Here is a 25,834-nt window from a genome sequence, read left to right on the forward strand (position 1 = left end):
GGCGTAACAGGCGACCGCCTTCGGAACATCCCAGACGACAAGAGCGCATGTGCGGTCAACACATGCGCTCCGAAGCGCCGCATCGAAAGAGGCGCGAGGCAGTCAGACGGCATTACATGCGGTCGACGGCACCCTTGACGGCGTCTTTCGCCTTGCCAACGCTGGTCTGTACCTTGCCCTTGGCTTCCTGGGCAGCACCCTTGGCGCGCAATTCGTTATTGCCCGTCGCTTCGCCGACGTTCTTCTTCACCTTGCCAGCAACTTCATTGGCTTTACCGGCGATCTTGTCAGATGTGCTACCCATAATACTACTCCCTTGTTGAGCCGTACTTTCTGTCCGGCTTTCAGGGTGAGTAACGTCAGGGGTCGGGATTTGGTTCCAGCCAAAACCGGCGGAACATTCAGGGGCTCAGGCGTGCCCGGCATCCGTGGAAAGCATGCGCGCATCGACGCCCATGAGCGCCAGCGCCCGCTCGTATTTATTGTCCAGCCCACGGTCGAAGATCAGCTCTTCCGCAGCGGGGCAATTCAGCCAGCCATTATTGGCGATCTCGTTTTCCAGCTGGCCCGGACCCCAGCCGGCATAACCGAGCATCATGGTCGCCCTTTGCGGACCGCGGCCGTTGGAAATGGCGCGGACGATATCGAGCGTTGCCGTCAACGAAATATCATCGCTGACCGGAATGCTGGATTCGCTTAAATAATCATCCGAATGCAGCACGAAACCCCGGCCGGATTCCACCGGGCCGCCGCACTGGATCGGGAATTCGCGGGTGCGGTTGGGCAGCATGATGGCGTCGTTGCTGTCCACCAGTTTCAGGTGCAGCAGAATATCCGTAAACGTGATCTGCTGCGGCCGGTTGATGATGAAGCCCATGGCGCCGGCATCCGAATGGGCGCAGATATAGATCACCGAACGGGCAAAATTGCCGTCGTCCAGCCCCGGCATCGCGATGAGGAACTGACCATCGAGAAAGCCACGTTCGCGTTTGTCCATCAGGGTTGAAAAGCTCACCGGCGCCTCCAGCAGACCGCATTCCGTCATTTAACGAAAACGGCGTTCGCACTTCGACAAAGGACAGGATGCGGCATCGCGCCCGATCAATCAACCGAAAATGATGAACCGCACGAATTCGTAACTGGTCCCCCGGGCGATGTTGGGTTAGACGGAAAGCATGAGCGCCAGAATATTCTTTCGATTTTCACATTTCCGTTTTGCAGCGGCATTTGCTGCCCTACTTGGCGGCGCTGAAGCCGCCCAGGCCGAGATTACCGACTGGGCGAGAAGCGAAGGCGGCCAGATGCGCGTGGCGAGCCTTGCCATGGATGCCGACGGCGTGGTGCGCGGCGTGCTGCAGATCGAGCCTAAGGACGGCTGGATCACCTATTGGCGCGAACCGGGCGAAGCGGGCATACCGCCGCAGATCACGCCCGATCCGGCAAGCGGCGCGGCGCTCACCACCATGGCCTATCCGGTTCCGAAGCTGATCGAAAACGGCGACATCACCGATATCGGCTACGACCACGCCGTCAGCCTTCCGTTTCAGCTGAAAGCCACGGACCCGGCGGCAAGCGGGAAGATCGATCTCACCGCTTTCATCGGCGTGTGTCAGAATATCTGCATTCCCTTCGAGGCGAAGTTTTCAATCGAGCGCGGCAATGCCGGTGATGACGACCACGAGGAGCGGCGATTGCTGGAGGAGGCGCGCGAAACGCTGCCCGAGGCGGCCTCCGACGATTTCAAGGTGATCGATTTCCACATCACGCCCGACAAGACCATGCTCGGCGTGCAATTGCAGCTTCCGGAAAACGCGCCGAAGGAGACCGAAATCTTCATCGCCGGTCCATCGGGCTTTGCCTATTACGAGCCGCAGAACCTGGTGCGCGACAAGCGCAAGCTCTCCTTCTACATGAACATCAAGGGCCTGCCGAAAACCTATCAGGTGCAGGGCAATAGCTGGCCCATCCTGGTCAAATCCGGCGATCGGGCCATGGAAACGATGTTGAATTTCCCGAAGCCCTGAGCAGCGTTTCAGCGCTGGAAACCAGCTCGAAAACCGCATGGCAGATTTCATTTCCGTGCTCAGCATTCTGTCAGCTTCATTCTGAATCTGACGGGATCCGGACGCCTTGTTTTCGTTTGTCTGCCCGGGAAAACCGGGTTCCACTTTTCCCTGCCAAACTCTATAGTCGCGCGAACCGAACGGCTATAGGAGCACGGACATGACCATCAAGATCGGCGAAAAACTGCCTTCCGCAACTTTCAAGGAAAAGACGGCCGAGGGCCCGGTGGAAACCACCACGGACGCGCTTTTCGGCGGCAAGAAGGTGGTTCTCTTCGCCGTCCCCGGCGCTTTCACCCCCACCTGCTCACTGAACCATCTGCCGGGTTATCTCGAAAACCGCGACACCATTCTTTCCAAGGGCGTGGATGACATCGCCGTCGTCGCCGTCAATGACTGGCACGTGATGGGCGCATGGGCGCAATCCTCCGGCGGTCAGGGCAAAATCCACTTCCTCGCCGACTGGGACGCCGCTTTCACCAAGGCGCTCGGCCTCGATGCCGATCTTTCCGCCGGCGGCCTCGGCGTGCGCTCCAAGCGTTATTCGATGCTGGTGGAAGACGGTGTGGTGAAGTCGCTCAACGTGGAAGAGAACCCCGGCCAGGCGACGGTCTCTGCCGCTGCGGCGATGATCGAGCAGCTTTGAGGGCGAGCCTGGTCCCTCGTTGCATGTAAAGGCTCCTGCTTCCCGTCATGCCGGACTTGATCCGGCATCCAGCCACGGCGCGTCTGCGCCGTAGGAAGAGTCTTTCGCGATCAAAGACTTGATCGCACTGGACCCCGGATCAAGTCCGGGGTGACGGCGCCTTTCGTGATACGATTCTGCTATAGGCATTCACATTGCAGAATAAAGGGCGGCCCCGCCGCCCTCCACTCAAACATTCATATCGAACACCAGAAGCCCGGCCAGACCGCCATCGGTGAGCGACACGAGACGTTCCCCCACTTCCATGTGCTTGGGATGGGCGAGATAGTCGTCGCGGGCCTCGGGGCTCTCCAGCGTCACAATGAAACCGTCGACAAAACCGCCATTCAGCCCCTCGGGTGAGACATTCTGGCCGTATTTCACATCGATGATGCCGGGTATCACATCCTTCAGGGCGGCAATCGCCTCGAATATTGCGTGTTTTTCAGAAGCGGCCGTTGCAGCCTTGAAGCGTAGAAATACACAATGCAGGATCATCCGGATTTCTCTCCTCCGTTGAGCGCTACCGGAGCGCCCCTTGACGACAAGATAGGTCGGGTTTCGGTTTTCACAACCCCCGATAACGGGGTCGCCGGCTCGGATTTGCCCGGCCCGAAATAGAGCAGGCTTCCATTACCGCCGTTTGAAGGGCTCCATGCCCTTTCGCGCCAATTCGTCGGCGCGTTCGTTTTCCGGGTGGCCGGCATGGCCCTTGACCCAGTGCAAGGTAACCTTATGGCGTTGTTGCGCCGCTTCCAGCGCCTGCCATAGTTCAACATTCTTGACCGGCTTGTTATCGGCGGTTTTCCAGCCCTTCTTTTTCCAGCCGAAAATCCACTTGGTGATGCCGTCCTTCACATAGGCGCTGTCGGTATAAAGATCGACCTCGCAGGGGCTTTTCAGCGCATTGAGCGCCGAAATCGCCGCCATCAATTCCATGCGGTTATTGGTGGTCTCGGCCTCGCCGCCCAAGAGTTCCTTCTCCACCTCACCGTAACGCAGCACGGCGCCCCAGCCGCCGGGACCGGGATTGCCGGAGCAGGCGCCATCGGTGAAAATATCGACATGTTTCATTCGCCCGCCAGCCCATATTCGGCAACAGTGGCGATGGAACGGTGGAACCGCAGCTTGCGCAGATATTCCAGCGGGTCCTTCTTGACCACCAGCGCGCCTTCCGGCGTCGTCAGCCAGTCATAAAGGCGGGTGAGGAAGAAACGCAGCGCCGAACCGCGCGCCAGAAGCGGCAGGGCCTCGAGCTCCGCTGCGCTCAGCGGGCGCACCGACTGGTAACCTTCCAGCAGCGCCTTGCCCTTGGTGACGTTGTAAGCGCCATCCTTTTCGAAGCACCAGGCATTGAGGCAGATCGACACGTCATAAGCGAGCAGGTCATTGCAGGCGAAATAAAAATCGATCAGGCCGGACAGTTCATCGCCAAGGAAGAACACATTGTCCTGGAACAGATCCGCATGGATGACGCCGGCCGGCAGATCTTTCGGCCAATGGGCGGCGAGATAATCGATTTCCGGGCGAATCTCGTCTTTCAGGCCCTTCTCCACCTCGTCGGCTCGCGCTTCGGACTTGTCCCAAAGTACCTTCCAGCCTTCGACGGAAAGCGCGTTCGGCCGCTTGATCTCGAACCCCTCGCCGGCCAGATGCATGGCGGCCAGCGCCTTGCCGACTTCGCGGCAATGTTTCGCTTCCGGCTTTCTCAGCCACATGCCCTCGAGAAAGGAGATGAGCGCCGCCGGCCGGCCCGATAGCTCTCCAAGCAACTCGCCATCCTTGCGCGGCAGCGGCAGGGGGCAGGACAGGCCCTTGGCGGCCAGATGCTGCATGAGGCCGAGGAAGAAGGGCAGATCGGATTTCTCCACGCGCTTTTCATAAAGCGTGAGAATCAGCGGGTCCTTGGTGGTATGCAGCAGGAAATTGGAGTTTTCGACGCCTTCGGCAATGCCCTTGTAGGAGGTGAGGCTGCCGACGTCATATTGCGTGAGGAAATTCCTCAGATCATCTTCGGTGATGTCCGTATAAACTGCCAATTTCAAATCTCTTGATGAAGGATGGAGTGGAAATCTCGGGTGGAGATGACGCAGGTGGGACGGAAACCGCCCGCATTCAGCGCCATCCCGCTTCAGATGCCGGCGGCGGTTTTCGGCGGCAGCGCATCATTGGCGTTGCCGTTCACGAAAGCCATGTCGTCCGTCGTCAGCTCGATGCTGCGCAGCTCGCGATTGACGAGGAAATGTTCCGTTTCCTCCACCGTCACGGCGAGATCGAGCGTCGTATCGAAACGCGCCTTGAAGGCTTCGATGATCTCATCGACGATGACCTCCGGTGCGGATGCGCCCGCCGAAAGGCCGACGGTGCGGATATCGCCGATTTCATTCCAGTCGATTTCCGAGGCCCGCTGCACCAGCACGGAGCGCTGTGCACCGGCCCGCAGCGCCACTTCCACAAGCCGCTTGGAATTGGAGGAATTGGGGGCGCCAACGACGATGAAGAGGTCGCAGCCGGGGGCCGCCTGCTTCACCGCATCCTGACGGTTGGTGGTTGCGTAACAGATGCTGTCGGCGGCGGGCGCCTGAATAGCCGGGAAACGTTCCTGCAGCCTTGCGATGACGCCGGCCGTGTCATCGACCGAAAGTGTCGTCTGGGTGACGAAGCCAAGATTTTCCCGGTCCGCCGGTTCGTAACGGCCGGCGTCTTCCACCGTTTCGATCAGCGAGACCGTTCCTTCCGGAAGCTGGCCCATGGTGCCGATGACCTCGGGGTGGCCGGCATGGCCGATCAGCACCACATGGCGGCCAAGGCGCTGGTGGCGCATGGCCTGCTTGTGGACCTTGGAGACCAGCGGGCAAGTGGCATCGAGATAGAACAGATTACGCGCCTGCGCATCTTCCGGCACGGATTTCGGCACGCCGTGGGCCGAGAAAACCACCGGCTGCTCGCGGTGCTCGGCCGGAATTTCATGCAGTTCCTCGACGAAAACCGCGCCCTTGGCTTCCAGCCCTTCCACCACATAGCGGTTATGCACGATTTCGTGGCGGACATAGACGGGTGCGCCATAGGCCTTCAGCGCCAGCACGACGATCTGGATCGCCCGGTCCACGCCCGCGCAAAAGCCGCGCGGTCCGCACAGCCTTATCGTCAAAGGGGGTTTGGAAACGGCGATGTTCATTCCAGCTCCTTGGCCTGCTCCTTGGGCCGTGCTTCATGGCCTTGCCCGACAAGCTGCCTTACCGGACGGGCTGCGCTTTATTCACCCTGCGCCTTACCGTTCCGGAAATAGGCAAAACCGGCGACGATGACAAGGGCCGCCGCCAACCCATACCACGTTATCGCATATTGCAGGTGATTGTTGGGCAAATCTATCAGCGTCACACCCCCCTGCGGCCAGCCGCCCGGGTTAGGCGCGGTGTCAGCATCCACGAAGAGGTGGACCAGCCGGTCGGGCGGGATATCGGCGCTGGAGGCCATGGCCGCCAGATCCTTCCAGTAGAAGATGTTCTTGGCGATATCGTTATCAGGCAGCAGCGACGACGGTTTGGCAACCAGCGGCGCGCGCGAAAGCCCGGTGATCGTCACCTCACCGGCAACCTGCCCGTTGGGCCGTTTGGCCGGTTCTTTCATCTCGAAGGGCACGAATCCGCGATTGACGAAGAGAATGCGGCCATCGGCGAGTGTCAGCGGCGTATAGATGTAATAGCCCGTTTGCCCCTGATGGGTGGCGAAGAAATGCCGCTCGCGGGCATGATCGAAGGTGCCGGAAAGACTGACCGTGCGGTATTCGATATCGCCGCCGCTTTTCGCGATCGCCTCTATATCGGAGAGGGGCACCGGGCTCGCGCTCCGCCGCTCCTCGATATCGGCAATCAGCGCTTCTTTCCAGTAGAGACGCTTCACCTGCCAGGTGCCGAGCCCGAGAAGAATGGCAAGCGCCAGCAGCACCAGCGGCGCGGCGAACCAGACCCGCCTTTCCGCCGCCTTCATGTGGGAAACGTCATTCACGATCAAGCCTGCCTTCGCTTGCATTGTTGCGGTATTGCAGCGCAATCATGATCCCTTTCAGCTTGCGCAGCAGCACAAGGGAGACAATCACCGTAAACGGCAACCACAGCATGACATGCACCCAGACCGGCGGCGCAAAACGCTGATCGAACCACAGCGCCAGCCCGACGACCAGAAAACCGACGATCAGCATGACGAAAACCGCCGGGCCATCGCCCGCATCGGCAAAACCGTAATCCAGTCCGCAGGCGCTGCAGGCGGGTTTTATGGTCAGAAAGCCGTCGAACAGCCGTCCGTTGCCGCAACGCGGGCAGCAGCCTTTCAAGCCCACCTTGATGGGATCGACCGGCGCGAAATTGCCGTTTGATGGTTCAGACATGACGACCTCCCGCGAAGTTGCCCAAAGCCCGAGGACGACAGCGAGCCTGTTGGAAGCGTGCTTCTAAACCAAGGCAGTCATCTGTCGCTCGGCTTTGCTGCTTGTTTCTTCTCCCCGCCGGGGAGAAGGTGGCCCGAAGGGTCGGATGAGGGGGCTAGCTCTCCGAATATCTCTACCGTAGCCCCCTCATCCCGCTGCCGCGGACTTCTCCCCGGCGGGGAGAAGAAACACGTGGCACCTGCTCGCTCCACAGGATGCCTTGCTGCGGACCCAGTCCTCTATCCGACGCAATCAGCCGTGCAGCGGCGCGCCCCAGCCACCCCAGATATAGATGGCGAAGAACAGGAACAGCCAGACGACGTCCACGAAGTGCCAGTACCAGGCAGCCGCCTCGAAACCGAAATGCTGCTTGGGCGTGAAACCGCCGCCAACGGCGCGGAACAGGCAGACCAGCAGGAAGACCGTGCCGACGAATACGTGGAAACCGTGGAAACCGGTGGCCATGAAGAAAGTCGCGCCGTAGATCGAATTCTTGAAGTCGAACGGCGCGTGCATGTATTCGTAAACCTGCACGGTGGAGAACAGGACGCCGAGCGCGACGGTGAGCAACAGACCGGTGATCAGGCCCTTGCGGTCATTATGCAGAAGGGCATGGTGCGCCCAGGTGACGCAGGTGCCCGACAGAAGCAGGATGACGGTGTTGTAGAGCGGCAGGTGCCAGGGATCGATCACCTCGATGCCCTTGGGCGGCCATTGCCCGCCGGTATATTCGAGGCGCGACGCCTGAATGGCTTCGTGCGGGAAGAGGCTGGCATCGAAATAGGCCCAGAACCACGCCACGAAGAACATCACCTCCGAGGCGATGAACATGATCATGCCGTAACGCAGGTGAAGCGAGACGACGCGGGTGTGGTTGCCCTCATGGGCTTCCTTGATCGTGTCGGACCACCATGCGTACATGGTGTAAAGCACGATGACGAGGCCGATATAGAACAGCCAGGGATTGGCCAGTTCCGCGCCGAACAGCTTGAAGGAGCCGCCCGACAGGTAACGCATGTAACAGACGCCACCGAAGGTCAGGATGAAGGCGCCGATCGAGGCCAGAAGCGGCCAGGGGCTTGGATCGATAATGTGGTAGTCGTGGTTCTTCTGATGCGTATCTGCCATTGCGACAATCCCCGAATGTCTCTTCCCTGATCCGGCCTTCGATAAAAGGCCAGATCTCCTCTCACAATTTGCTTTCGCCAGATGAAGTCTTTACCGGCAAGGACGCAACCGGTTTTTCGGTTTTGGCCGGATAAAACGTATAGGACAGCGTTAAAGTATGAATGCTCTTGGTCTCGCGCGCCGTGGCGATGTCAGGATCGACGAAGAACACCACCGGCATCTCCAGCGTTTCACCCGGCTGCAGCGTCGTTTCGGTGAAGCAGAAGCACTCCACCTTGTTGAAATAGGCGCCGGCTTCCATCGGCGTGACGTTGAAGACCGCCGTGCCCGTGGTCGCCACGGGTGAACGGTTCGTCGCCTTGAACGTCACCTGCACCGTTTCGCCGATCTTCGGCATGACCTTTTTGTCGACCGGCTGGAAATCCCAGTTGAGGCCGTTCGACGTATTGGCGTCGAAGGTGACGTTGATGGTCTTGTCGAGGATGACGTCGGAATATTGCTCGACGCGCTGGGTGGTGCCGTTATAGCCCGTGACACGGCAGAACAGCGTATAAAGCGGTACGGCGGCATAGGCCATGCCGATCATGGCGCAGAAAAACACCAGACAAAGCACGAGGATGGAGCGATTGCTCACCCGCTGCCTGCCGGTCCCTGCCGTCTGCGCTTCCATATTCGCCATCTCCTCCTCCTCTCCCCTCAATCAGCGCGTCAGTGCGAGCCGATCTTGATGATGGTGATGATGTAGAACAGCACCACCAGGCCGGCGAGCAGGACGCCGAGCGCGATGTTTCGCCCACGTCTCGATTTTTTCTGCGCCGCGCTCAGTTCCACCGTTTCCATCACAGGACTCCTGACATGACGGCCTTCAGGGCCGGCGCGAAATGATCGGCCAGAAGGCCGGAGAAAATCGCAAAAAGGTAAAGCACCGAATAGGCGAACATCTTCTTGGCCGGCAGCATCTTCTCGTCGCCCTCAGGCATGCGCCGGACATCGAGTGAACAGTAGACGAAGATCGCGCTCAGAACGGCGGCGAAAATGCCGTAACCGGCGCTCGCAAGGCCGGTGAAATAAGGCGCGACGGCCGCGGCCGCGGTCAGCACCGCATAAACGATCATCTGGTTCTTGGTGGAGCGTTCGCCGACCACGTTCGGCATCATCGGAATGCCGACGGCGCCGTAATCGCGCATCTTGAACAGCGCCAGCGCCCAGAAATGAGCCGGTGTCCACAGGAAGATGATGAGGAACAGGATGATGCTGTCCAGCGAAACGCCGCCGGTGACGCAGGCCCAGCCGAGCATGGGCGGGAAAGCGCCGGCCGCACCGCCGATGACGATGTTCTGCGGTGTCGAGCGTTTCAGCCACATCGTATAGATGACGGCGTAAAAGAAGATGGTGAAGGCGAGCAGGCCGGCCGAGAACCAGTTGACGGCAAGGCCGAGAATGACCACCGAAAAGGCCGACAGCGTCAGCCCGAAGGCCAGCGCCTCGCGCGGCGCGATGCGGCCGGACGGGATCGGCCGCCGGGCGGTGCGGCTCATCACGGCGTCGATATCGGCATCGTACCACATGTTGAGCGCGCCAGATGCGCCGGCGCCGACGGCGATGCAGAGAACGGCGATGATGCCGAGCACCGGGTTGATTTCACCCGGCGCCAGCACGAGACCCGCAAAGGCCGTGAAGACGACGAGCGACATGACGCGCGGCTTCAGCAATTCGAAATAATCGCGCGCGCCGGCTTCCGAAAGTTCGGAGCCCTTCACGCCCAGCATGTCGCGATTGTCGATAATGCTCATTTCCTGTCCTGTTTCCTTCGAACGCCGCGTGAAGCGACGTCCCTTGCACCGGCCCGAAAACAAATGTGATTTCCGGCATGCGCGATGCGTCAATTCATGGGTCCCGAACGTCCTGGCATGAGCGGCGCCGGGCAAACCCGATGCCATTTTCCGGCTTTTCGCCGCACCCTGCCGCCATTCGTCTGCGCTTGCATTTCATAAAGGCCAGATTTGGCATTTATCACGTCCGGGGCATGTATCACGTCGGACGGCAGGCATCGCTTGGACAAAATGTCACGCGGCAGGAGAGCCTGCCCGTTCGGGAAACGGCACGGACCGAACCGCGCCGTCCCTCATTTTCAGCGCCGGGAATTCGCAGGCCCTGCCCGCGCCTTCCGGCCCGCGCATCAGCGAATGCGCGGCAGCTGTTCCCACTGGTGGTAGGGCGGCGGCGAAGACAGCTGCCATTCAAGCGTCGTCGCACCTTCACCCCAGGGGTTGTCGCCGGCGATCCGCTTCTTTGCGAAGGCTTCCCAGACGCAGAAGAGGAAGATCAGCACGCCGACGGCCGAGATGTAGGAACCGTAGGAGGATACCATGTTCCAGCCGGCATAGGCATCGGGATAATCGATGTAGCGGCGTGGCATGCCCGCAAGACCGAGGAAGTGCTGCGGGAAGAACACGAGGTTCACGCCCACGAACATGACCCAGAAATGCAGCTTGCCGAGGAACTCGCTGTACATGTAGCCGGTGATCTTCGGGAACCAGTAATACCAGCCGGCAAAGATCGCGAAGACCGCGCCGAGCGACAGAACGTAGTGGAAGTGCGCCACCACGTAATAGGTATCGTGCAGCGAACGGTCGAGACCGGCATTGGCGAGCTGGACGCCGGTGACGCCGCCGACCGTGAACAGGAAGATGAAGCCGATCGCCCAGACCATCGGGGTCGAGAAGGTCAGCGAACCGCCCCACATGGTCGCGATCCACGAGAAGATCTTGATACCCGTCGGCACCGCGATGACCATGGTGGCGAAGACGAAGTAACGCTGCGCTTCGAGCGACAGGCCGACCGTGTACATGTGGTGGGCCCAGACGATGAAGCCGACGGCGCCGATGGCGACCATGGCGTAGGCCATGCCGAGGTAACCGAAGACCGGCTTCTTGGAGAAGGTGGAGACGATGTGGCTGATGATGCCGAAGCCCGGCAGGATCAGGATGTAGACTTCCGGATGGCCGAAGAACCAGAACAGGTGCTGGTAAAGGATCGGGTCACCGCCGCCTTCCGGCGAGAAGAATGCCGTGCCGAAGTTGCGGTCGGTCAGAAGCATGGTGATGCCGCCTGCCAGAACCGGCAGCGAAAGCAGCAGCAGGAACGCGGTGACGAGGACCGACCAGGCGAAGAGCGGCATCTTGTGCAGCGTCATGCCCGGAGCGCGCATGTTGAGGATGGTGGTGATGAAGTTGATCGCACCGAGGATCGACGACGCGCCCGAAACGTGCAGCGCGAAGATCGCCAGATCCACCGCCGGTCCCGGCATGCCGCTGGTCGATAGAGGCGGATACATGGTCCAGCCGCCACCGACACCGTAGGCGCCCGCAGGGCCCTCGACGAAGAGCGAGAGAATGAGAAGGATGAAAGCCGGAACGATCAGCCAGAAGGAAATGTTGTTCAGGCGCGGGAAAGCCATGTCCGGAGCGCCGATCATGATCGGGATCATCCAGTTGGCGAAACCGCCGATCAGCGCCGGCATGACCATGAAGAAGATCATGATCAGCGCGTGCGCGGTGGTGAACACGTTGAACATGTGCTTGCCGCCATCGATGGCGGCGTCACCCTCGAAGCCGTAAACCATGGACGCCAGACCGTGGAAAATCTGGATGCCCGGCTCCTGCAGCTCCATGCGCATGACGACGGAAAGCCCGCCGCCGACGATGCCGGCGATGATCGCGAAGATCAGATAGAGAGTGCCGATGTCCTTGTGGTTGGTCGACAGGAACCAGCGGGCGAAGAAGCCCGGCGTATGGGAATGATGCGCATCATGCGAATGATCGTCATGTGCGGAATGACCATGCGAGTGATGATCGTCGTGTGCGGAAGGTCCAGCCATTGTCCTCACTCCAGAGTCAGTTGGTTTCGTTGGCGGCAACGTCGACGGTGCGCGGAGCGCCATCGACAGAGGCCATCAGCGCCCGGTTCGCGCCGCTCAGGTCAGAAGCGGCGGCGGTGAGCCAGGTGTTGTACTGCTGTTCGGAAACCACCCGAATGGCGATTGGCATGAAGGCATGGTCCTTGCCGCAAAGCTCGGAACACTGACCGTAATAAAGGCCCTCTTTTTCCGCCTTGAACCAGGTTTCGTTCAGGCGGCCGGGAACGGCGTCGATCTTGACGCCGAAAGCCGGCATGGCGAAGGAATGGATCACATCCGTCGGTGCGGCGGTGACGAGCAGGCGAACGGTCTTGCCGACCGGAACGACCATTTCATTGTCTACCGCCAGAAGACGCGGATAGCGGGCCCTGTCTTCCTTGCCCGCGGCGGCGCGATCCTGGTCCTTCAGCATGTAGCTGTCGAATGAAACCGGCTCGGCGCCTTCGGCGGCCGTATATTCATAGCTCCACAGCCATTGCGTGGCGGTCGCCTTCAGCGTCACGTCGGGGTTTTCCGGCTGCGTGAGCTGCGCGTTCAAGAGATTGAACGACGGGAAAGCAAGGAACAGAAGAATGAGAACCGGCGCCAGCGTCCAGACCACCTCGATCGCCGTGTTATGGCTGGTCTTGGAAGCCACCGGATTTTTCGCGGCGCGGAATTTCAGGGCGACGACGATGAGCAGCGCAAGAACGAAAAGCGTAACCGGAACAATGAACCAGAGCGTATATTGTTCAAACCAGCGTATTTCGTGCATGATCGGCGTGGCGGCCTCCTGCATGCCCATTTGCCAATGCACCGGCTGATCGGCGTGGGCGCCGACAGCCGTGAGCAGACAGGTCATCCCCGCCAGTGCTGCGTAAATCCTATTCGTCACGGTACCCTCTCCCTCACGCGTCTGATCTAGATCAATCACAGACGCAGAATCCATGCTTATGGTACTAACTTCAAACCACAGTTTGTCCTCTGCCGCAATATGCGTCGGGACACGGATGCGCCCCAATTTTGCCATTGGTCAATCCACGGCGACTTTCTCTCACCCCACGCCTCACCGGACCGGCCGAACGCGGTTTCAAACAGCCCAAATGCGACAAAGCCCCTTCTCACAGCCGGTTTTGCCGCCAGTTTCATCGCCGGATAATGAATGTCGCGCCGGGCAAATCACACGCCCATCCCGCAAGACAGGTCCTATTTCCGCCCAACTCCGCTGGAATTGAAGGCCTGAGGCTTTTTTTTCCGGATTATGGCGTCAAAATAGCCGCACTGATTCGAATCCCAGAGGTATCCATGCGTCTTTCCCCGCTCGCGCGCACTTTTCTTGCCGCCGCCGGTCTTGCCATCATCGCTCCTGCCGCTGCGGCGCTGGCGCAACAGCAGCCGCCCGGCACGCCGAAGTCGACGCACGGAGCATGGTCTGTCATCTGCGACAAGCCGGCGGGCGCGTCCGAAGAACAATGCGCGCTGATGCAGAACGTGATCGCCGATGACCGCCCGGAAGTTGGGCTTTCGGTGGTGGTGCTGAAGACGGCCGACCGCAAGTCGCGCATCCTGCGCATCCTCGCACCGCTTGGCGTGCTTTTGAAGGATGGCATGGAGCTTTATATCGACAATAATAATATCGGCCGCGCCTATTTCACCCGCTGCTTCTCCGAAGGCTGCTATGTGGAAGTGGATATCGACGACGAGTTGCTGAAGGTTCTGCGCGCTGGCAAGAATGCCGTTTTCGCACTGCGCGAAGCCGTGGATCAGGATCGCGTGGGTATTCCGATCGAGCTTTCCGGCTTTGCCGAGGGATATGACGCGCTTCCCTGAGTAGAACGCCTTGCTTTTTCAGCTGATAACTATATCTTGAGAGTATAGTTTTAGTCATTACTGAAAAGCATGAGAGACAAAAGATCGCCAAGCTTGCAATTCATCTGCGGCGTTGCCATATGTTATGCCGCAATTGCATTTATGGCGGCTTATGCTCGCAAGAACGGGATATTTTTCCGATCTCCACATGATTGGCAAAGCATCGAGCTTGCCCTAACGGTCGTGTCCGGCAACCAGCTTGCCTATTTTCACTGGCAGCGCCTAGCGCCTGACTCCAGCAATCATTGGTCACGGCTGGCATTCCCGATGCTCCTCCATCAACTGTGGATCTGCATTGCTGCTTTCGTTGTGGTGCATCTTATCTTCAAGCTAACCTAAACCCCGGTACGCTTTGGCTTGCCAGCGGCGCCACGCGATCCTACATGCTTGCCGGACACTATTCAGTTTGGAGCCTCCCATGACCGACGATCTTGTAAAACTCTTCGATTGCGACGAAACGCAATTGCGCAAGCTCGTCGGCGAGGCGCTTGCCGGCGCTGACGATGGCGAGCTTTTCATCGAACATGCCCAGGCCGAATCGCTTACTTTCGATAATGGCCGGCTGAAGGGCGGTTCTTTCAACACCGATCAGGGTTTCGGCCTGCGCGCCGTCGTAGGCGAGACGGTTGGCTATGCCCATGCGGGTGAGCTTTCGCAAAGTGCGCTGAAACGTGCTTCCGATGCAGTGGGCGCGGTGACCAAGGGTTATTCCGGCTCTTATGCCGCCGCACCGCAGCGCACCAACAAGAAGCTTTATGGCGACGAGAACCCCATCGGCAGCCCGAGCTTCGAGGAAAAGGTGAAGCTCCTCACCGATATCGATGCCTATCTGCGTGACAAGGACGACAAGGTCCGGCAGGTGACGGCGACCATTTCGGCAAGCTGGCAGGTGGTGGACATCCTGCGGGCCGACGGCCATCGCGTCAGCGATATCCGGCCGATGACCCGCATCAATGTTTCCGTCGTGGCCGGCGAAGGCGACCGGCAGGAAAGCGGCTCCTACGGCATTGGCGGCCGCGTCGGCTTCAGCGATTTCATCACCACGGAAAACTGGCAGCGCGGTGCGGATGAAGCGCTGCGCCAGGCGCTCGTCAACCTCACCGCCATCGATGCGCCGGCCGGCACCATGGATGTGGTGCTCGGTTCCGGCTGGCCGGGCGTCATGCTGCACGAGGCGGTGGGCCACGGTCTGGAAGGCGATTTCAACCGCAAGAAAACCTCGGCCTTCGCCGGCCTGATGGGCGAAATGGTTGCCGCCCCCGGCGTGACCGTCGTGGATGACGGCACCATCGACAGCCGCCGCGGCTCGCTGACGATAGACGATGAAGGGACGCCTTCCGGCTATAATGTGCTGATCGAGAACGGCAGGCTGGTCGGTTACATGCAGGACCGGCAGAACGCCCGGCTGATGGGCGCCAGGCCCACCGGCAACGGCCGCCGGCAGGGCTACGCCTATGTGCCGATGCCGCGCATGACCAATACCTATATGCTGTCGGGCGACAAGACGCCGGAAGAGATCATCGCCTCCGTGAAGAAGGGCATCTATGCCGTTTCCTTCGGCGGGGGCCAGGTGGATATCACCTCCGGCAAATTCGTGTTCGGCTGCACCGAGGCCTACCTCATCGAAAACGGCAGGATCGGCGCGCCGGTAAAGGGCGCGATGCTGATCGGCAACGGGCCGGATGCGATGAAGCGCGTCTCGATGATCGGCAACGATTCCAAGCTCGATACCGGCATCGGCAATTGCGGCAAGGCCGGACAATGGGTGCCGGTCGGCGTCGGCCAGCCGCATCTGCGCATGGACCAGATCACCGTCGGCGGTACGAAGGCTTAGTTCCGCGGCGCATGCGCGGCCGCGGGAAATGTCGAACCTGCCGTGACAGCCCTCACCCGCAGCGTCGCCATCCCGTCAGCCCATAACCCCGCACATGGCTGCCATGATGAGGTTTCCTCTGGCATGCGGCCGGTAAGACGGTAAGATCATCCCTCATGGCAGGCCCCTCCTCCCACCCCGGGCCTGCGCGGCAAAGGAGACCATGACCATCATACGAAATGCCCTCGTTCCTGAACTCGCCGTCAGCGACTGGCAGAAAAGCCGCGCCTTTTATTGCGACCTGATCGGTTTTCATGTGGTCTATGAGCGCCCCGAGGAGGGTTTCACCTATCTGGCGCTGGGGGATGCCCAGCTGATGATCGACCAGATCGGCGCGACCCGGACATTCGTGACGGACAATGCCGCGCTCGAATTTCCGCTCGGCCGCGGCATGAACCTGCAACTTGCCGTCCCCTCCCTGCAACCCATTCTCTCCCGGCTGGAGCGATCCTCCATCGACCTCGTCATGCCGCTGGAGGAAAAATGGTACAGACGCGGCACGGTCGAAGTGGGCAACCGGCAATTCATCGTCGCCGATCCGGACGGTTATCTGATCCGCCCGTTCGAGAGCCTCGGCGAACGCCCCTTCCGGTTCGGTTAAGCCATGCTGCCTTTTCTTCCGCAGGCCGTGGTTTTCGACATGGACGGATTGCTGATCGAGAGCGAGAGGCTCTATCGCGATTCATTTCTGGCTGCCTCGGATGAAGGCGGCCATGGCATGAAGGTCGAGACCTATCAGAAGGTCTGCGGCAGCCCGTGGGACGTCATCACCGGCACCATCTTTGCCGACTATGGTGCGGATTTTCCCATCGACAGCTTCCGCGACGCCTGGCTCCGGCATCTTGGCATGATGATGGCGGAGGGCGTGGCGCTGAAGCCGGGCGTCATCGACATTCTCGATCTGCTCGACCGGCTCGATATCCGCCGCGCCATCGCCACCTCGTCGCGGCACGATTCGGTGACGCGCCATCTCGGGCCGCACGATCTTCTCAAACGTTTCGACACCATCGTCGCACGCGGCGACTATACCGAACCGAAACCCGCACCCATGCCCTATCTCACCGCAGCCCGACGGCTTTCGCTCGATCCGGGCCGCTGCCTTGCGCTGGAAGACTCGTACTCAGGCGTGCGCTCGGCGACATCGGCGGGCATGATGACGATCATGGTGCCGGACGTGGCGCCGCCGACCGAGGAAATGCGGGAGAAGTGCATTGCCGTTGCAAACGACCTGCATGCGGTGGCGGCCATGTTGGAAAAGCTGGAGTCTTCAGGGTTTTGACGGCGTAAAGCGCCACTTACGCTCGATCGCACCTTCAATATCGAGACCGTTATAATGGGCCAGCAACAGCACATGGCCGAGCAGATCGGCGGCTTCATCGGCCAGATCCCGCTTCATCTCCTCTTTGCTCCTGCCCTTAATGCGCCCCCGTCCTGTCAGCCGATTCCAGGCCTGTGTGACCTCGCCAACCTCTTCCTGAAGCTTCAGCATGTACCAGTCCGGGTCGCGGAATATTCCGTTTTCAGCGGCATATTTTTGCGAGGCCTCTTCAAACCGAGGCATCATGTCAGCAAACATTTGTTCATCCTTTGTTCATGCGCTACAACTCTAATCATGATTCTCTGACGGCGTCGACCCGTCAGGGCGTCACGCCGCCATGAACTGAAAATTCCGCGACATGTACATGCAGGCGGGATAGAGAAAACATATTCGAACAACCGTGCCATCGCCCATGTCCCACCTCGATTTTTTCTCGTCCCTCATCACCGCGCATAGTCCGACTCTGCTCGCCATGTTCGCGGGCGCCGCCTTTCTCGCCGGCCTTGCCCGCGGCTTTTCCGGTTTCGGTGCGGCGCTCATCTTCATCCCGCTCGCAAGCGCCATCGTCGGGCCGCGTGTCGCCTCGGCAGTGCTGCTGGTGGTGGACGCCGTGCTGACGCTCGGCATGATACCGCCCGCATGGCGCATGGCGGACCGGCGCGAAGTCTTCATCATGGCGGCCGGCGCCTTTGTCGGCGTGCCGCTTGGAACCATGCTGCTTTCCAACGGCGATCCGCTGACGCTGCGCTGGATCATCTCCGCCGTCGTCGTGATGCTGCTGTTGTTTCTGCTTTCCGGCTGGCGTTACAGCGGCCGGCCGAAGACGCCGCTGACCCTCTTCACCGGGTTTCTGGCCGGGCTGTTTTCGGGTGCTGCGCAACTGGGCGGTCCGCCGGTCGTCGCCTATTGGCTCGGCGGCGCGCTCAAAGGCGCCTTCGTGCGCGCCAATGTCATTTTATATTTCGCGATTTCGACCGTGATCTCCACCGGCAGCTATTTCGTCAGCGGCCTGTTCACCGCCGATGTCTTCGTCTTTTTCCTGCTCGCCCTGCCCTTTTACGGGGCCGGGCTTTATGCCGGCGCGCGACTGCACGGGCTTGCCGACGAGGCGGCGTTCCGGCGCATCTGCTATGGGCTGATCGCCATCTCCGCCGTCATCGGCCTGCCGCTGTTCGATTCGCTGCTGAAATAGGCAGGCCGTAAATGGCCTGCCCTGACCGCCCTTAGGGATACATGCGGACCTTGGACCATGCACCGTCAGGCGTCTCGCGGCGGAATTCTATGCGATCATGCAGGCGGAATTTGCGGTCGTGCCAGAATTCGATGCTGAGCGGCCGGATGCGGAAGCCGGACCAGTAGGACGGGCGCGGAATATCGCCGATGGCATATCTGGCGGTATATTCCGCCACAGCCTTTTCCAGCGCGAAACGGCCTTCCAGCGGCCGAGACTGCTTGGAAGCCCAGGCGCCGATGCGGCTGCCGCGCGGGCGCGAGGCGTAATAGATATCCGCCTCCTCGTCGCTCACAATCTCCACCTCACCGCGCAGGCGCACCTGTCGCCGCAGGCTTTTCCAGTGGAAACACATGGCCGCTTTTTTCTGGCCGAGGATCTCCTGGCCCTTCTGGCTTTCGAAATTCGTGTAGAAAACAAAGCCGCGGTCGTCGACGCCTTTCAGCAGAACCATGCGCACATTCGGCAGGCCATTTTCGTCCACGGTGGCAAGCGCTACCGCGTTCGGATCGTTGATTTCGGAAGCCGTTGCATCCTTCAGCCATTCGGCAAAAAGCGTGAACGGTTCATTTTCTTCCGTGAAGTCACTGGATGTTAACCCCGTTTCCGACATATTGACTAAAATGCTCCCGAGCTGATTTGGACCCCAGAGATGATCTCTGGTGAAAGATGGTGACCGTCATAGCAAAGTCGAACAGTCGAACAAAGAGCCTCCTTTCGTCGGTAGCGGAAGTTTCCGCCGTCGTGTCAATGCTTGTGGTGCTGAGCGGCTGCGTCAGCCTCGACCTGTTCGGCGGCGACAAGGTCGACCGCTCGCTTTCCACGGCCTCCATTCCCAACCAGCCGAGCAATGCGCCGCAGACGGACGATGCGACGATCCGCAATGCGGTGACGTCGGCCGATCTCGCGAAGCTCGCCGACCAGCCGCTGCCCTGGGCCAATGCCGCCACCGGCAGCGCCGGCGTCGTCACCGCCATTCACGAAGACAAATCCAGCGGCTTCGTCTGCCGCGATTTCAGGACGACGCGACACTCCTTCGAGGGCATTGCAAGCTATGCGGGACAGGCCTGCCTGTCGGAAACCGGCGAATGGCTGCTGACCCGCTTCGAGCAGAAATAATCTGTTTACCCTTAAATATGGAATAGAGCCGGCCCGGGTGCGGCGCGCTTCCTCCGTAAAGGAGTGATTAGCAACTTATTGCAACAGTCGACGTTGATTAAACCGAGGGCGTGCAGGCGAATGATCGCGGCATCCCTTTTCGGAGGGGTTAGTTTCAGGATTGCGCCATGAAGGGCGGCAGCGCCTGAGCCAACGTAACTGGTGTTTCGCATGCGCGATCCATATTCTATCCTCGGCGTAAAACGTGACGCCCGCCACGAGGAAATCAAGGCCGCCTGGCGCACGAAGGCGAAGACCGTCCATCCGGACGCCAATCGCGACGATCCCGACGCCTCGGCGCGATTCGCCGAGATCGGGCAGGCCTATGATCTTCTCAAAGACCCGAAAAAGCGCGATCTCTACGATCAGGCCCGCAGGGCGGCCGAAAAGAAACAGCGCGGCGAAACCATCATGCAGCAGCGGGAAGCCGCGCGCGAGGCTGCCGAGCGCGCCAAGGCCGCCGAAAAGCTGATGGAGGAACTGGCCCGTGCGGACGCCCGCAACCGGGCGCAGACCGGCCAGAAAACCGACGCCAAGGCGGAAACCGCCGAAGATATCGTCGAACGGATTTTTGGCGCGGAAGCACAGAACGATCCCAAGGTGCAGCAGGCGGCCGAAGCGGCAAAGGCTGCCGCGGGCACCGCAAAAAGCGATATGCCGGGTGCCGGCGAGACCGCGCAGCCCGGCGCCGCCGATGACAGGACAGCGCCCGCATCGCTCGCCGCCAATCTTTTCAGCGCTCTGGTGCGCCGTTTCCGCACGCCGCAGCCGGCTCCTGAAAAAGCGCCGGACATCACCGCGGAGGCCACCGTCACGGTCGCCGATCTGCTGGAACACAAGTGGATTACCGTGTCGCTTGCCGACGAACGCGAGGTTCGTTTCCAGCTCGAAGCCGGCATGAGCGACGGACACGTGGTCCGGCTGAAGGGACAGGGGCTGAAGCTACCCAACATGGCGCGCGGCGATCTTGCCGTGACATTGCTGACCGCCCGTGACGACGCGTTTTCCCTTCGTGGCTTCGATATTCACACGACGCTGCCGATATCGCTCAGCGACGCGGTTCTGGGGTGTGAAACGAAAGTCAGGACTCCGCTCGGTGAGGAAAACATCACCATTCCGGCCTGGTCCGGCTCCGACCGTGTGCTGAGGCTTACCGGCAAGGGGCTCGCCGACGGCAAGGGCGGACAGGGCGATCTCGTCATCGAATTGCGCATCGTTCTCTTGGAAAAGCCGGACGAAAAGGTGACCGACCTGATGCGGCACATGCGCGAAGGCCTTTATTTGTGAAAGTTTTGCGAATAGCCGGGACAACGCACCCTTTGTTACGCTCCCTAACAGTTGATGATCTTTGGCAATCTTGAACAGGATTGCAGCCTATGCCATAGGCAGGACCGATCAAAAGTACTAGGGAGCATAAAATGGCTCAGGCATCCGGCCTCATGGCTGGCAAACGCGGCCTCATCATGGGTGTCGCCAATAATCGTTCCATCGCTTGGGGCATCGCCAAGGCCTGTGCCGACGCGGGCGCGGAAGTTGCGCTGACCTGGCAGGGCGATGCGCTGAAGAAGCGTGTCGAGCCGCTGGCGCAGGAACTGGGCGCCTTCATGGCCGGTCACTGCGATGTGACCGATCTCGAGACGATCGATGCGGTTTTTGCCGGGCTGGAAAAGCACTGGGGCAAGATCGACTTCGTCGTGCACGCCATCGCCTTTTCCGACAAGGATGAGCTGACCGGCCGTTACCTCGATACCAGCCGCGACAATTTCAACCGCACCATGGACATTTCCGTCTTCTCGCTGGCCGCCGTTGCCAAGCGCGCCGAGCCGGTCATGAACGACGGCGGCTCGATCATCACGCTGACCTATTACGGTGCGGAAAAGGTCATGCCGAACTACAACGTGATGGGCGTGGCCAAGGCTGCTCTCGAGGCCAGCGTGCGTTATCTCGCCGTCGACCTCGGCAATCGCGGCATCCGCGTCAACGCCGTTTCTGCCGGCCCGATCAAGACGCTCGCAGCTTCCGGCATCGGCGACTTCCGCTACATTCTGAAATGGAACGAATATAATGCGCCGCTGAAGCGCACCGTTTCCATCGAGGAAGTCGGCAAGTCGGCGCTTTACCTGCTGTCCGACCTTTCGACCGGCGTGACCGGCGAAATCCACCATGTCGATTCCGGTTACCACACCATCGGCATGAAGGCGGTGGATGCGCCTGACATTTCGGTGGTGAAGGACTAAGCCTGAAAAGTGTGAAGAACGGGGTATCGCCTTGCTCGTCTATGTGATCCGGCACGGACAAACGGACTGGAATGCGATACGCCGGCTTCAGGGCCAGAAAGACATTCCGCTCAACGATTTCGGCCGCCAGCAGGCGGTCGGTAACGGTAAACTGCTTGCGCAGCTGCTGGGGGAACAGGCCACGGATTTCGACTACGTGGCAAGCCCGCTCGGGCGCACGCGCGAGACCATGGAACTGATGCGCGGCGCGATGGGCCTCGATCCCAAGGCCTATCGTACCGACGATCGCCTGATCGAAGTTTCCTTCGGCGACTGGGAAGGGCAAACCCTGCCGGAGCTGAAAAAAGAGTTCCCGGACCGGGTGAAGGCGCGCAAGGCCAACAAGTGGGATTTCATTCCCCCCGGCCAGGATGCCGAAAGCTATGAAATCCTCTCCTGGCGCATCGGCGCATGGCTTTCCTCCGTCGAGGTTCCGACGATATGCGTCTGCCATGGCGGCGTCATCCGCTCGATCTTCCGGCTGGTCTCCGGCATGGACAAGGACGAGGCGTCAAGGACGCAAATTCCGCAGGATCGGATCTTGAAGGTCGAGATCGACAGGAACAGCGCGGAGTGGATTTGGTGAGGCGCAGGGCATAACCCTCTGCATCGTCCTACTCGAGCAGCCCGTATATTTGGCGCAAAGGCCGCCGCGTATTTCTTCTCCCCGCCGGGGAGAAGGTGGCCCGAAGGGTCGGATGAGGGGGCAACGATAGCTATAGACCGCACCCTTGCCCCCTCATCCCGCTGCCGCGGACTTCTCCCCGAAAGGGGAGAAGAAACAAGAGGCATCCGCTCGTTTCAGAACGGAGGTTTTGGCCTGAGGGGCTGGTGCTTACTGCACGACCTGAAGATCGTCGACCACGCGTTTCCCATCCACTTCCGTGTAGAAAACCACGACCTTCACGCCCGCTTTCAGACCTTCGAAATTAAACTCTTCCGGCACGCGATAGGTCTTGCCGTCGTTGAGCGTAATGCTCAGCCCATTTGCATCGATCTTGCTGATCGTGCCTTCCACGTCGACGCTCTGGGCGTAGCCGTTGATCGGCATCAGGAGGTTGGCGGTGGCCAGAAGGGCGGCAATCATCATACGCATCGATCTAGCTTTCGTGGATTTGCGTGAAAACCTTACATGCATGAAGAATTGCCTTTCGAATGTGGCGGAAATTGCCCGCAACCATGACATTTTCGGCCCAATTGATGAACGGATTTGGGATCGTGTTCAAGCCGTTAGTGATTTTTACACCGCATTTCCCGGCAATATTGGAAAACTCCGGATTAACGTGGAAAACGACGGCGCTTTTACATTTTCGTCATTTCGAAAAACGTCTCCGGCCGGCGCGAATCGCCTCGTTGCCCTCTTCCCTGCGCCACGCCAGAAATGAGGGCACGGACATGCGGGTCTCCAGTCAGGGCGCCGTGCCCTGCACTTATCCCGCCGCAGCGAAAGAAAGGCTTTTGCCTTGCCCGGATTTTCCACTAAGACAAATCCGCTTGTTTTAAACGGCGCTCCCCGCAGGCGCCCTGTTTTCCGGTTTTGAAAATATGTCGCATAACAGTTTCGGTCATCTTTTCCGCGTTACCACCTGGGGAGAAAGCCACGGGCCTGCACTTGGCTGCGTGGTGGATGGCTGCCCGCCCGGCATTCGCTTCACCCTTGCCGAGGTGCAGTACTGGATGGACAAACGCAAACCGGGCCAAAGCCGTTTCGTGACGCAGCGCCGCGAGGATGACATCGTCAAGGTTCTCTCCGGCGTGATGCTGGATGAGGACGGCGAGACGATGATAACCACCGGCACGCCGATTTCGATGCTGATCGAAAATACCGACCAGCGCTCCAAGGATTACGGCGAGATCGCCAAGCGCTTCCGCCCCGGCCATGCGGATTTCACCTATGACCTGAAATACGGCATTCGCGACTATCGCGGCGGCGGACGTTCTTCCGCGCGCGAGACGGCGGCGCGTGTCGCCGCCGGTGCGATCGCCCGCAAGGTGGTGCCGAGCCTCAATGTGCGCGGCGCGCTGGTGCAGATCGGCAAGCACAAAATCAACCGCGACAACTGGGATTGGGATCAGGTCGACCAGAACCCGTTCTTCTGCCCGGATGCCGCCATGGTGCCGGTCTGGGAAGAGTATCTCGACGGCATCCGCAAGGCCGGCTCCTCCATCGGGGCCGTCGTCGAAGTTGTGGCGGAAGGGGTTCCGGCCGGCATCGGCGCGCCGATCTATGCCAAGCTCGATCAGGATATCGCCTCCAGCCTGATGTCGATCAACGCCGTCAAGGGCGTGGAGATCGGCGAAGGTTTCGCATCGGCCGAGCTTTCCGGCGAGGAAAATGCCGATGAGATGCGCATGGGCAATGACGGCAAGCCGATCTTCCTGTCCAACCATGCCGGCGGCATTCTGGGCGGCATCGCGACCGGCGAGCCTGTCATCGCCCGCTTCGCCATCAAGCCCACCTCCTCCATTCTGACGGAGCGTCTTTCCATCGATACCGACGGCAACAATGTGGATGTGCGCACCAAGGGCCGCCACGACCCCTGCGTCGGCATCCGCGCCGTGCCTATCGGCGAAGCGATGATCGCCTGCACCGTTGCCGACCATTATCTGAGGGATCGCGGCCAGACCGGCCGTTTGAAGTGAGGGGATATCGCCATGGCCTATGACCAGAAACGCGTCGTGGACGCCATCCGCGCTTTCGAAGCCGGTGAAATCGTTGTCGTGACCGATGATGACGACCGTGAGAACGAAGGCGATCTGATCATTTCGGCGGTTCACTGCACGCCGGAGAAGATGGCGCTGATCGTGCGCCACACCTCCGGTATCGTCTGTGCGCCCATGCCGCGCGAGGAAGCCAAGCGGCTGAACCTCAACGCCATGGTGGCGGAAAATGACAGCGCGCATACCACGGCCTTCACCGTCAGCGTCGATTTCAAGCACGGCACCACGACAGGCATTTCCGCCGATGACCGCACGCTCACGGTGCGCAACCTTGCCAATCCCAATGTTGGTGCCTCCGATTTCACCCGGCCGGGCCACATCTTCCCGCTGATTTCCCGCGAGGGCGGCGTATTGATGCGCTCCGGCCATACCGAAGCGGCGGTCGATCTCTGCCGGCTCGCCGGCCTGCCGCCCATCGGCGTCATCAGCGAGCTGGTGAATGACGACGGCACGGTGATGCGCGGACCGCAGGTGCTGGATTTCGCCGAAAAACACGGCATGAAGCACGTTTCGGTCGCCGATCTCATCGCCTATCGCCAGCGCAAGGAAACGCTGGTGGAGATGGAGTCCTCCTTCACCATCGAGACGCCCTTCGGACCCGCCAAGGCGCAGGCCTATTCCCTGCCCTGGGATCCGATGCAGCATATGGCGGTGATTTTCGGCGATATCCGCGACGGCATCGACATTCCCGTGCGCCTGCACCCCGAAAACGTGGCCGACGATGTGTTCGGCGACCGCCAGCCGGTGCGGCATTATATGCAGAAGATCGCCGAAGAAGGCCGCGGCGTCATCGTCTATCTGCGCGAAGGCTCGGTCGGCGTCGGCCAGGTGGCCGGACGACGCAAGGCCCGTGATCCGGATGAGGCGCATGCGCAGGCCCGTTCGCGCGAAAACGAATGGCTGGAAATCGGCCTCGGCGCGCAGATTTTGAAGGACCTCGGCATCAGCTCCATCAAGCTGATGACCACGCGGGAGCGGCATTATGTCGGCCTTGAAGGGTTCGGCATCAAGATTTCGGCGACGGATATCGGGTGATTTTGAGCGCTGTCTAGCTTCACCGCGCAATTGTGAGGCGAGCGGGTTCCGCTCGTTTCTTCTCCCCGACGGGGAGAAGTCCGCGGCAGCGGGATGAGGGGGCAAGCTCTCCGCATATCTCTGCCGTTGCCCCCTCATCCGACCCTTCGGGCC

The 25,834-nt window shown here is 60.4% G+C and carries 31 protein-coding genes; 14 read left to right on the top strand and 17 right to left on the bottom strand.

The window, feature by feature from the left end; genetic code table 11:
* Window positions 1-112: 112 nt before the first annotated feature.
* Both RAC79_RS07145 and RAC79_RS07150 read right to left on the bottom strand, forming a co-directional pair.
* Window positions 113-304 (bottom strand): CsbD family protein, encoded by a 192-nt coding sequence (locus RAC79_RS07145; RefSeq protein WP_003521119.1) that lies wholly within the window; start codon window positions 302-304, stop codon window positions 113-115.
* 105 nt (window positions 305-409) lie between these two features.
* Window positions 410-1,015 carry a YqgE/AlgH family protein gene (locus tag RAC79_RS07150; protein WP_003521117.1) on the bottom strand — a complete coding sequence of 202 codons (606 nt, stop codon included), beginning with the start codon at window positions 1,013-1,015 and terminating at the stop codon, window positions 410-412.
* A gap of 160 nt (window positions 1,016-1,175) precedes the next feature.
* Here RAC79_RS07150 and RAC79_RS07155 point away from each other — a divergent pair, with 160 nt between their 5' ends.
* Together RAC79_RS07155 and RAC79_RS07160 are read left to right on the top strand one after the other, a co-directional pair.
* Window positions 1,176-2,024, top strand: coding sequence for a protein-disulfide reductase DsbD domain-containing protein (locus tag RAC79_RS07155; RefSeq protein WP_174038880.1), 849 nt, complete (start codon window positions 1,176-1,178; stop codon window positions 2,022-2,024).
* Between the two features lie 199 nt (window positions 2,025-2,223).
* Window positions 2,224-2,709, top strand: coding sequence for a peroxiredoxin (locus RAC79_RS07160; RefSeq protein WP_142843955.1), 486 nt, complete (start codon window positions 2,224-2,226; stop codon window positions 2,707-2,709).
* Between the two features lie 228 nt (window positions 2,710-2,937).
* Here RAC79_RS07160 and RAC79_RS07165 read toward each other — a convergent pair whose 3' ends face one another.
* The 12 genes from RAC79_RS07165 to coxB form a co-directional block, all read right to left on the bottom strand.
* Window positions 2,938-3,246 carry a Dabb family protein gene (locus RAC79_RS07165; protein WP_065654307.1) on the bottom strand — a complete coding sequence of 103 codons (309 nt, stop codon included), beginning with the start codon at window positions 3,244-3,246 and terminating at the stop codon, window positions 2,938-2,940.
* A 135-nt stretch (window positions 3,247-3,381) separates the two neighbouring features.
* Window positions 3,382-3,822 (bottom strand): ribonuclease HI, encoded by a 441-nt coding sequence (gene rnhA / locus RAC79_RS07170; protein WP_065654308.1) that lies wholly within the window; start codon window positions 3,820-3,822, stop codon window positions 3,382-3,384.
* Window positions 3,819-4,787: a homoserine kinase gene (locus RAC79_RS07175; protein WP_125144717.1), complete on the bottom strand. Its 969-nt coding sequence runs from the start codon at window positions 4,785-4,787 to the stop codon at window positions 3,819-3,821. The genes rnhA and RAC79_RS07175 overlap by 4 nt, the downstream gene beginning before the upstream one ends.
* A gap of 92 nt (window positions 4,788-4,879) precedes the next feature.
* A complete protein-coding gene (ispH, locus tag RAC79_RS07180) occupies window positions 4,880-5,926 on the bottom strand; it encodes a 4-hydroxy-3-methylbut-2-enyl diphosphate reductase (protein WP_003521111.1) in 1,047 nt (348 codons plus the stop codon).
* Window positions 5,927-6,003: 77 nt separating this feature from the next.
* Window positions 6,004-6,738: an SURF1 family protein gene (locus tag RAC79_RS07185; RefSeq protein WP_065654834.1), complete on the bottom strand. Its 735-nt coding sequence runs from the start codon at window positions 6,736-6,738 to the stop codon at window positions 6,004-6,006.
* A 10-nt stretch (window positions 6,739-6,748) separates the two neighbouring features.
* Window positions 6,749-7,135 carry a DUF983 domain-containing protein gene (locus RAC79_RS07190; protein ID WP_003521108.1) on the bottom strand — a complete coding sequence of 129 codons (387 nt, stop codon included), beginning with the start codon at window positions 7,133-7,135 and terminating at the stop codon, window positions 6,749-6,751.
* 291 nt (window positions 7,136-7,426) lie between these two features.
* Entirely contained in the window at window positions 7,427-8,302 is an 876-nt protein-coding gene (locus tag RAC79_RS07195) for a cytochrome c oxidase subunit 3 (RefSeq protein WP_003521107.1), read from the bottom strand.
* 61 nt (window positions 8,303-8,363) lie between these two features.
* Window positions 8,364-8,981: a cytochrome c oxidase assembly protein gene (locus tag RAC79_RS07200; protein ID WP_065654310.1), complete on the bottom strand. Its 618-nt coding sequence runs from the start codon at window positions 8,979-8,981 to the stop codon at window positions 8,364-8,366.
* A 29-nt stretch (window positions 8,982-9,010) separates the two neighbouring features.
* Entirely contained in the window at window positions 9,011-9,142 is a 132-nt protein-coding gene (locus tag RAC79_RS07205) for a hypothetical protein (RefSeq protein ID WP_003521105.1), read from the bottom strand.
* Window positions 9,142-10,095, bottom strand: coding sequence for a heme o synthase (gene cyoE, locus RAC79_RS07210; protein ID WP_174038879.1), 954 nt, complete (start codon window positions 10,093-10,095; stop codon window positions 9,142-9,144). Before cyoE ends, RAC79_RS07205 begins: the two co-directional genes overlap by 1 nt.
* Window positions 10,096-10,481: 386 nt before the next feature.
* The gene (gene ctaD, locus RAC79_RS07215) at window positions 10,482-12,182 is read right to left on the bottom strand and encodes a cytochrome c oxidase subunit I (protein ID WP_174038878.1); all 1,701 of its coding nucleotides are present in this window, start codon (window positions 12,180-12,182) and stop codon (window positions 10,482-10,484) included.
* A gap of 16 nt (window positions 12,183-12,198) precedes the next feature.
* Window positions 12,199-13,062 (bottom strand): cytochrome c oxidase subunit II, encoded by an 864-nt coding sequence (gene coxB, locus RAC79_RS07220; RefSeq protein WP_003521102.1) that lies wholly within the window; start codon window positions 13,060-13,062, stop codon window positions 12,199-12,201.
* A gap of 443 nt (window positions 13,063-13,505) precedes the next feature.
* Here coxB and RAC79_RS07225 point away from each other — a divergent pair, with 443 nt between their 5' ends.
* The 4 genes from RAC79_RS07225 (at window position 13,506) to RAC79_RS07240 (ending at window position 17,221) form a co-directional block, all read left to right on the top strand.
* On the top strand, window positions 13,506-14,030 hold the full coding sequence (locus RAC79_RS07225; protein WP_003521101.1) for an invasion associated locus B family protein: 525 nt from the start codon (window positions 13,506-13,508) through the stop codon (window positions 14,028-14,030).
* A gap of 457 nt (window positions 14,031-14,487) precedes the next feature.
* Entirely contained in the window at window positions 14,488-15,903 is a 1,416-nt protein-coding gene (gene tldD / locus RAC79_RS07230; protein WP_142843956.1) for a metalloprotease TldD, read from the top strand.
* Between the two features lie 202 nt (window positions 15,904-16,105).
* Window positions 16,106-16,543, top strand: coding sequence for a VOC family protein (locus RAC79_RS07235; RefSeq protein ID WP_003521098.1), 438 nt, complete (start codon window positions 16,106-16,108; stop codon window positions 16,541-16,543).
* A gap of 3 nt (window positions 16,544-16,546) precedes the next feature.
* Entirely contained in the window at window positions 16,547-17,221 is a 675-nt protein-coding gene (locus RAC79_RS07240; protein ID WP_065654312.1) for an HAD family phosphatase, read from the top strand.
* Here the strand turns inward: RAC79_RS07240 and RAC79_RS07245 are convergent.
* Window positions 17,210-17,518 (bottom strand): MazG nucleotide pyrophosphohydrolase domain-containing protein, encoded by a 309-nt coding sequence (locus tag RAC79_RS07245; RefSeq protein ID WP_065654313.1) that lies wholly within the window; start codon window positions 17,516-17,518, stop codon window positions 17,210-17,212. The genes RAC79_RS07240 and RAC79_RS07245 overlap by 12 nt on opposite strands.
* Window positions 17,519-17,672: 154 nt before the next feature.
* On the opposite strand from RAC79_RS07245, the gene RAC79_RS07250 reads away from it, so the two are divergent.
* Window positions 17,673-18,452, top strand: coding sequence for a sulfite exporter TauE/SafE family protein (locus tag RAC79_RS07250; RefSeq protein ID WP_035263541.1), 780 nt, complete (start codon window positions 17,673-17,675; stop codon window positions 18,450-18,452).
* Window positions 18,453-18,483: 31 nt separating this feature from the next.
* On the opposite strand, the gene pdxH is transcribed toward RAC79_RS07250, so the two are convergent.
* Window positions 18,484-19,104 (bottom strand): pyridoxamine 5'-phosphate oxidase, encoded by a 621-nt coding sequence (pdxH, locus tag RAC79_RS07255; protein ID WP_003521093.1) that lies wholly within the window; start codon window positions 19,102-19,104, stop codon window positions 18,484-18,486.
* Window positions 19,105-19,160: 56 nt separating this feature from the next.
* On the opposite strand from pdxH, the gene RAC79_RS07260 reads away from it, so the two are divergent.
* The 4 genes from RAC79_RS07260 to RAC79_RS07275 all read left to right on the top strand — a co-directional run bounded on the left by RAC79_RS07260 (window position 19,161) and on the right by RAC79_RS07275 (window position 22,511).
* On the top strand, window positions 19,161-19,610 hold the full coding sequence (locus RAC79_RS07260) for an RT0821/Lpp0805 family surface protein (RefSeq protein ID WP_174038877.1): 450 nt from the start codon (window positions 19,161-19,163) through the stop codon (window positions 19,608-19,610).
* Between the two features lie 210 nt (window positions 19,611-19,820).
* Entirely contained in the window at window positions 19,821-20,936 is a 1,116-nt protein-coding gene (locus RAC79_RS07265) for a DnaJ C-terminal domain-containing protein (protein WP_174038876.1), read from the top strand.
* Between the two features lie 131 nt (window positions 20,937-21,067).
* A complete protein-coding gene (gene fabI / locus RAC79_RS07270; RefSeq protein WP_003521090.1) occupies window positions 21,068-21,886 on the top strand; it encodes an enoyl-ACP reductase FabI in 819 nt (272 codons plus the stop codon).
* A 31-nt stretch (window positions 21,887-21,917) separates the two neighbouring features.
* Entirely contained in the window at window positions 21,918-22,511 is a 594-nt protein-coding gene (locus tag RAC79_RS07275; protein ID WP_065654316.1) for a histidine phosphatase family protein, read from the top strand.
* A 249-nt stretch (window positions 22,512-22,760) separates the two neighbouring features.
* On the opposite strand, the gene RAC79_RS07280 is transcribed toward RAC79_RS07275, so the two are convergent.
* Complete coding sequence (locus RAC79_RS07280; RefSeq protein ID WP_003521088.1) at window positions 22,761-23,021, bottom strand: DUF1344 domain-containing protein; 261 nt, start codon at window positions 23,019-23,021, stop codon at window positions 22,761-22,763.
* 83 nt (window positions 23,022-23,104) lie between these two features.
* On the opposite strand from RAC79_RS07280, the gene RAC79_RS07285 reads away from it, so the two are divergent.
* The 3 genes from RAC79_RS07285 to ribB are packed head-to-tail and all read left to right on the top strand — an operon-like array spanning window position 23,105 to window position 25,681.
* A complete protein-coding gene (locus tag RAC79_RS07285) occupies window positions 23,105-23,428 on the top strand; it encodes a hypothetical protein (protein ID WP_174038875.1) in 324 nt (107 codons plus the stop codon).
* A gap of 42 nt (window positions 23,429-23,470) precedes the next feature.
* Entirely contained in the window at window positions 23,471-24,568 is a 1,098-nt protein-coding gene (aroC, locus tag RAC79_RS07290) for a chorismate synthase (protein WP_174038874.1), read from the top strand.
* A gap of 12 nt (window positions 24,569-24,580) precedes the next feature.
* The gene (gene ribB, locus RAC79_RS07295; protein WP_174038873.1) at window positions 24,581-25,681 is read left to right on the top strand and encodes a 3,4-dihydroxy-2-butanone-4-phosphate synthase; all 1,101 of its coding nucleotides are present in this window, start codon (window positions 24,581-24,583) and stop codon (window positions 25,679-25,681) included.
* Window positions 25,682-25,834 lie beyond the last annotated feature (153 nt).

It is taken from the genome of Agrobacterium sp. LR_9, assembly GCF_041954855.1.
Taxonomy (GTDB): Bacteria; Pseudomonadota; Alphaproteobacteria; order Rhizobiales; family Rhizobiaceae; genus Agrobacterium; species Agrobacterium leguminum.